Here is a 3,424-nt window from a genome sequence, read left to right on the forward strand (position 1 = left end):
CTCGCGCTACCCATGCATTTCATTCGCCATTCGAGGTCTTCGAACGTATGCTTGCAACCGCGTCGATAACCTCAGCTTCCATTCATTAGCCCCCTGTTGCGCTTCACTCTTGAAACCGCCCTGGATGCTTTCACTTCCCCCCAAGGCGTCATGCCGCCGCGGACTTGGGTCGTGACGGTGTAGTTGCCGTCGCCGGCCGGCGTCACCTCGGTGATGGTTGTGCATGCAGCGAGCATGGTCAGCGCTGCCAAAGCTATTTTCGTTTTCATTTGTTCCCCGTTGTTTGCGGGATTGTCCTATCGTGCGTTGTTGACCGCAAGCATAGCGGTATGATCGTCTCTCGCAATTGCTTACGTCAGGAGCAGCGGTCATGAAGATCCGGCTTGATAAGTGGCTTGAGAAAGAATTTGACCCACCGCCGAAAATCCGCACCGCGCGGCTGTGGATCAAAGCAGGGAAGATCTATCCGGTGCCTGTCAAAGTAGGCCGCTCGTATTATGTAGAAGAGAATGCGGTGTTCGCGGACGCACAAACTCGACCATCCCTCGCCCAGCGTGTGCTTGCTCGTTATACCGACGAGAAAATGTCCAAAGGATGACTGCGATGACATACAAGCTTCTCTCCCCCGAGGATCTTCAATCGATCACTGGCGCGAAGCGATACTCGCTGCAAGCGAAATGGTTTGAAGAGGACTTTCGCGTAAAGGTTGCCCTTCGCGCGGACGGATCGATTGTACTGACTCAAGAGGTCTTCGAAGCGCTCTTGGCGAAGCGCATGGGGCTCGCACCGAAGATTGCTAACCTTCCAGATGAGGAACGCCCGCTCTTACGTTCGCAAAGATTTCCGGAGCTACATCCGGCAAATATTAGAAAGTCTGGTGGCACGGGATCGTCGAAATGACGGAGCTGGAGATCATTACCCAGCAACTGCTGGACGAAGTCGCGAAGATTCTCCCGAGGGTCGTTCCGTTCGAGTATGCGCTGTGGTCAACGAAGGAGATCGGCGAGTATTTGCAGCGGCCGGTACAGGTTGTCCGCGATCGCGTCGTGTGTCTTCCAGGCTTTCCGCAAGCGATCCGCCTTCCTACCGTCGACGGTACTGGACGGGCGCATCCGCGCTGGAAGGCGATCGAAGTGGTCAAGTGGGTTGAGTCTCACCAAGGCGGCAAGCGGGGACGCCCACGTAAGTTTGACTGACCATTGGCGACCGCAGCGCGCTCCGATTATTACTTCTTAGACCGGGCCCGCGCCATGTCGATCTGCTCGATAGGAATCCTTCCGCATCGGTTGTAGCGCAATTCGCCGGTCTTGAGCATGTTGCTGATTGTCCGCGGACTTACGCCTAGCATGGTTGCTGCGACCTTGCCGGTTACGTGGACCGGGCGTTTCTCTCGCTTTTCGAACAGGCTTATCGCCTCATCAATGATTCGCAGAATTTCTTCTTCGGTGCGCGCAGGCTTCCCTTCGTTGCATTCAAGCGCGTGTGGAGGAAGCGATTCGATTAGTCTTGCGACGGTGTCGCTCTCTTTTTTGAGCCGAGCTGCGGCCGCGCGCAATTCATCTACGGAGTTGACCATGATGCTCTCCCGAAGAACACACCTATATCGTGACACGTTCGCCCAAGTTTGCAAATTCCCTCTTGACGTTCTCGCGCCGGACAACTAACCTTCAGTCATCGCTGAGACAACAGCGATCAGGTTTGGCGACCTGAGACGAAGGCGGACAAACCGCCGCCGAGTGCGGTTTTTTTACGTCCGTAGTATCATCGCTCGCGCCCATCTTATGGGCGGGCTGCGATGGGGAGACCTTCGGGTCTGCCGGTTCCTTCGTTCCGGTTCGCCAACCTCGTCGTACGCCTGCCCACCATTCCGTTTGGCGACGGCATGGGCAGGCTCCTGAAAAACGAAGGAGTCCATGCTATGCCACAAATCCATCAGGCTCAGTGCGAGCCGGCCACTGAAGTTCAAGAACTCAGGAATAAGGTCGAACAAGCGATCGTCTGCTTGAACGCCGCGCTCTACGTCCTGCTGCAACGCACCGACACGGAAAAACGGAAGGCTTCCGAAGCGGAGGTCGGCCATGACCACGCTTGATTCCGCTGCTCGTCCCGAGCAAACCAAAAACACACCCGTCAATCTTGCATCGCTTCCGCTCGACGAAGCGCTTCAGCGCGCATACGTTGCCGGCGAAAAAATCCTCATCGACAAGGACGCGATCGCCGCGGTGTCTCAAGACCTGTGGACTAACTGGATGAACGCCAACGTTCCGAATGCATGCGGGCAGTCGGAAGATGAGTACGGGGCTTTCCTCAACTTGATGATGAACCACTTCTTCCATGGGCTAACTGTGGGCGTTAAGCGTTTGGCCGAGGACGCCCGCACGATGGAGCGGGTGGAGAGAGATCTCTGTGACCACTCCCGATGGGCCTGGAAGGTCTATAACGTTCTCGCCTTCATGTCCGAAGCGATCGACGACGACCGGCAGGGAGAACTGCCGGTGCGTTGCACCGTGGTTGATCTGCGCCAGGATGTGGAGAAGCTGGCGACGGATCTGATGGACCTCGTGTGGAGGGCGCGCCATGGCTGATATCCATATCCTACCGGTTCGGCGCAAGCGCGGGCGTCGCCGTACCAACCCGGCGCCGGGAGTAGCGTGCGCAAAGGTTTTGAGCTTTGATTCGTACCAAGTCGAGGACGAGACGGCGGAGGACAAGCTGGCGAGGATCGATCAGCTAACCAGAGTAGTTGCGCGCGATCTCCTGACACTTGTTCGTAGCTACAAGGAGATTGTAAAAATCATCGACTCTGAATTTCGGTAATAATCGTTTGCAACAGTGCCTAGCCCGACGGGGAAAATCAGAGCCTTCTCCGCCTGTAGGCGCATCTATATCTGAGAATGGAGCGCACGCCGTGAATCAACCTGACGACAAGGTTACCAAGATTGAAGAGAAGCAGCGTGAACTCGATAACCTGAAGGAATCCAGAGACAAGCTTGAGGCGCTGAAACGCGAGAGAGAGGCTCAGCTCAAGAGTTTCATAGATCAGCATCCCAAGGAATTCATCAGGTTGATGTGCGAAGCTGTGCTCGGCATAGAGACGGAGGATGAAAATCCATTCAAGATCAAGGCGGACTTAGGTCGCTACCCATCGTACGTGGCCGGCTTAGCGAAGATCGTGCTGGATAAAGTGATGGACGCGAACCCTGCTAAAAGCGAAGACGGATACACACCGTTTCTAAACGTCATCTTTGACTACTTCCACTTCTCGAAATTCTTGAGAAGCGATGAAATTCTCAAGAGCTTCGATCTAGAGCGTGTTAGGCACTTTGCGGGAGACCTAGTATCCTGGCGGGATGAAAAGAGCAGATCGCAAAGGGTATCCGACCGATGTGTCCGACGAAGAATGGAGCTTCGCAGCACCCTATCT

The 3,424-nt window shown here is 55.4% G+C and carries 9 protein-coding genes; 7 read left to right on the forward strand and 2 right to left on the reverse strand.

All coding sequences use genetic code 11. From position 1 onward, the window contains the following. Positions 1-71: 71 nt before the first annotated feature. On the reverse strand, positions 72-269 hold the full coding sequence (locus tag AC57B1_RS15370; RefSeq protein WP_496417923.1) for a hypothetical protein: 198 nt from the start codon (positions 267-269) through the stop codon (positions 72-74). A 101-nt stretch (positions 270-370) separates the two neighbouring features. On the opposite strand from AC57B1_RS15370, the gene AC57B1_RS15375 reads away from it, so the two are divergent. From AC57B1_RS15375 to AC57B1_RS15385, 3 genes are read left to right on the forward strand one after another with little or no spacing between them, the layout of a single operon-like run. Further along, positions 371-598, forward strand: coding sequence for an excisionase (locus tag AC57B1_RS15375; RefSeq protein WP_496417924.1), 228 nt, complete (start codon positions 371-373; stop codon positions 596-598). 5 nt (positions 599-603) lie between these two features. Continuing rightward, positions 604-900 carry a hypothetical protein gene (locus tag AC57B1_RS15380; protein ID WP_496417925.1) on the forward strand — a complete coding sequence of 99 codons (297 nt, stop codon included), beginning with the start codon at positions 604-606 and terminating at the stop codon, positions 898-900. Then, positions 897-1,196, forward strand: a complete 300-nt coding sequence (locus AC57B1_RS15385; RefSeq protein ID WP_496417926.1) for a hypothetical protein — start codon at positions 897-899, stop codon at positions 1,194-1,196. The genes AC57B1_RS15380 and AC57B1_RS15385 overlap by 4 nt, the downstream gene beginning before the upstream one ends. Before the next feature lie 29 nt (positions 1,197-1,225). Here the strand turns inward: AC57B1_RS15385 and AC57B1_RS15390 are convergent, their stop codons facing one another. Continuing rightward, positions 1,226-1,576 carry a hypothetical protein gene (locus AC57B1_RS15390; RefSeq protein WP_496417927.1) on the reverse strand — a complete coding sequence of 117 codons (351 nt, stop codon included), beginning with the start codon at positions 1,574-1,576 and terminating at the stop codon, positions 1,226-1,228. A 342-nt stretch (positions 1,577-1,918) separates the two neighbouring features. Between AC57B1_RS15390 and AC57B1_RS15395 the strand changes: the two genes are divergently transcribed. From AC57B1_RS15395 to AC57B1_RS15410, 4 genes are all read left to right on the forward strand, one after another. Then, positions 1,919-2,092 carry a hypothetical protein gene (locus tag AC57B1_RS15395; protein ID WP_496417928.1) on the forward strand — a complete coding sequence of 58 codons (174 nt, stop codon included), beginning with the start codon at positions 1,919-1,921 and terminating at the stop codon, positions 2,090-2,092. Continuing rightward, a complete protein-coding gene (locus tag AC57B1_RS15400; protein WP_496417929.1) occupies positions 2,079-2,585 on the forward strand; it encodes a hypothetical protein in 507 nt (168 codons plus the stop codon). The genes AC57B1_RS15395 and AC57B1_RS15400 overlap by 14 nt, the downstream gene beginning before the upstream one ends. Next, positions 2,578-2,817 (forward strand): hypothetical protein, encoded by a 240-nt coding sequence (locus tag AC57B1_RS15405; RefSeq protein WP_496417930.1) that lies wholly within the window; start codon positions 2,578-2,580, stop codon positions 2,815-2,817. The genes AC57B1_RS15400 and AC57B1_RS15405 overlap by 8 nt, the downstream gene beginning before the upstream one ends. Before the next feature lie 91 nt (positions 2,818-2,908). After that, a partial coding sequence (locus AC57B1_RS15410; protein WP_496417931.1) for a hypothetical protein occupies positions 2,909-3,424 on the forward strand: 516 nt, incomplete at its 3' end.

This window comes from Paraburkholderia sp. BGA-UO-ETr-F21 (assembly GCF_059567925.1).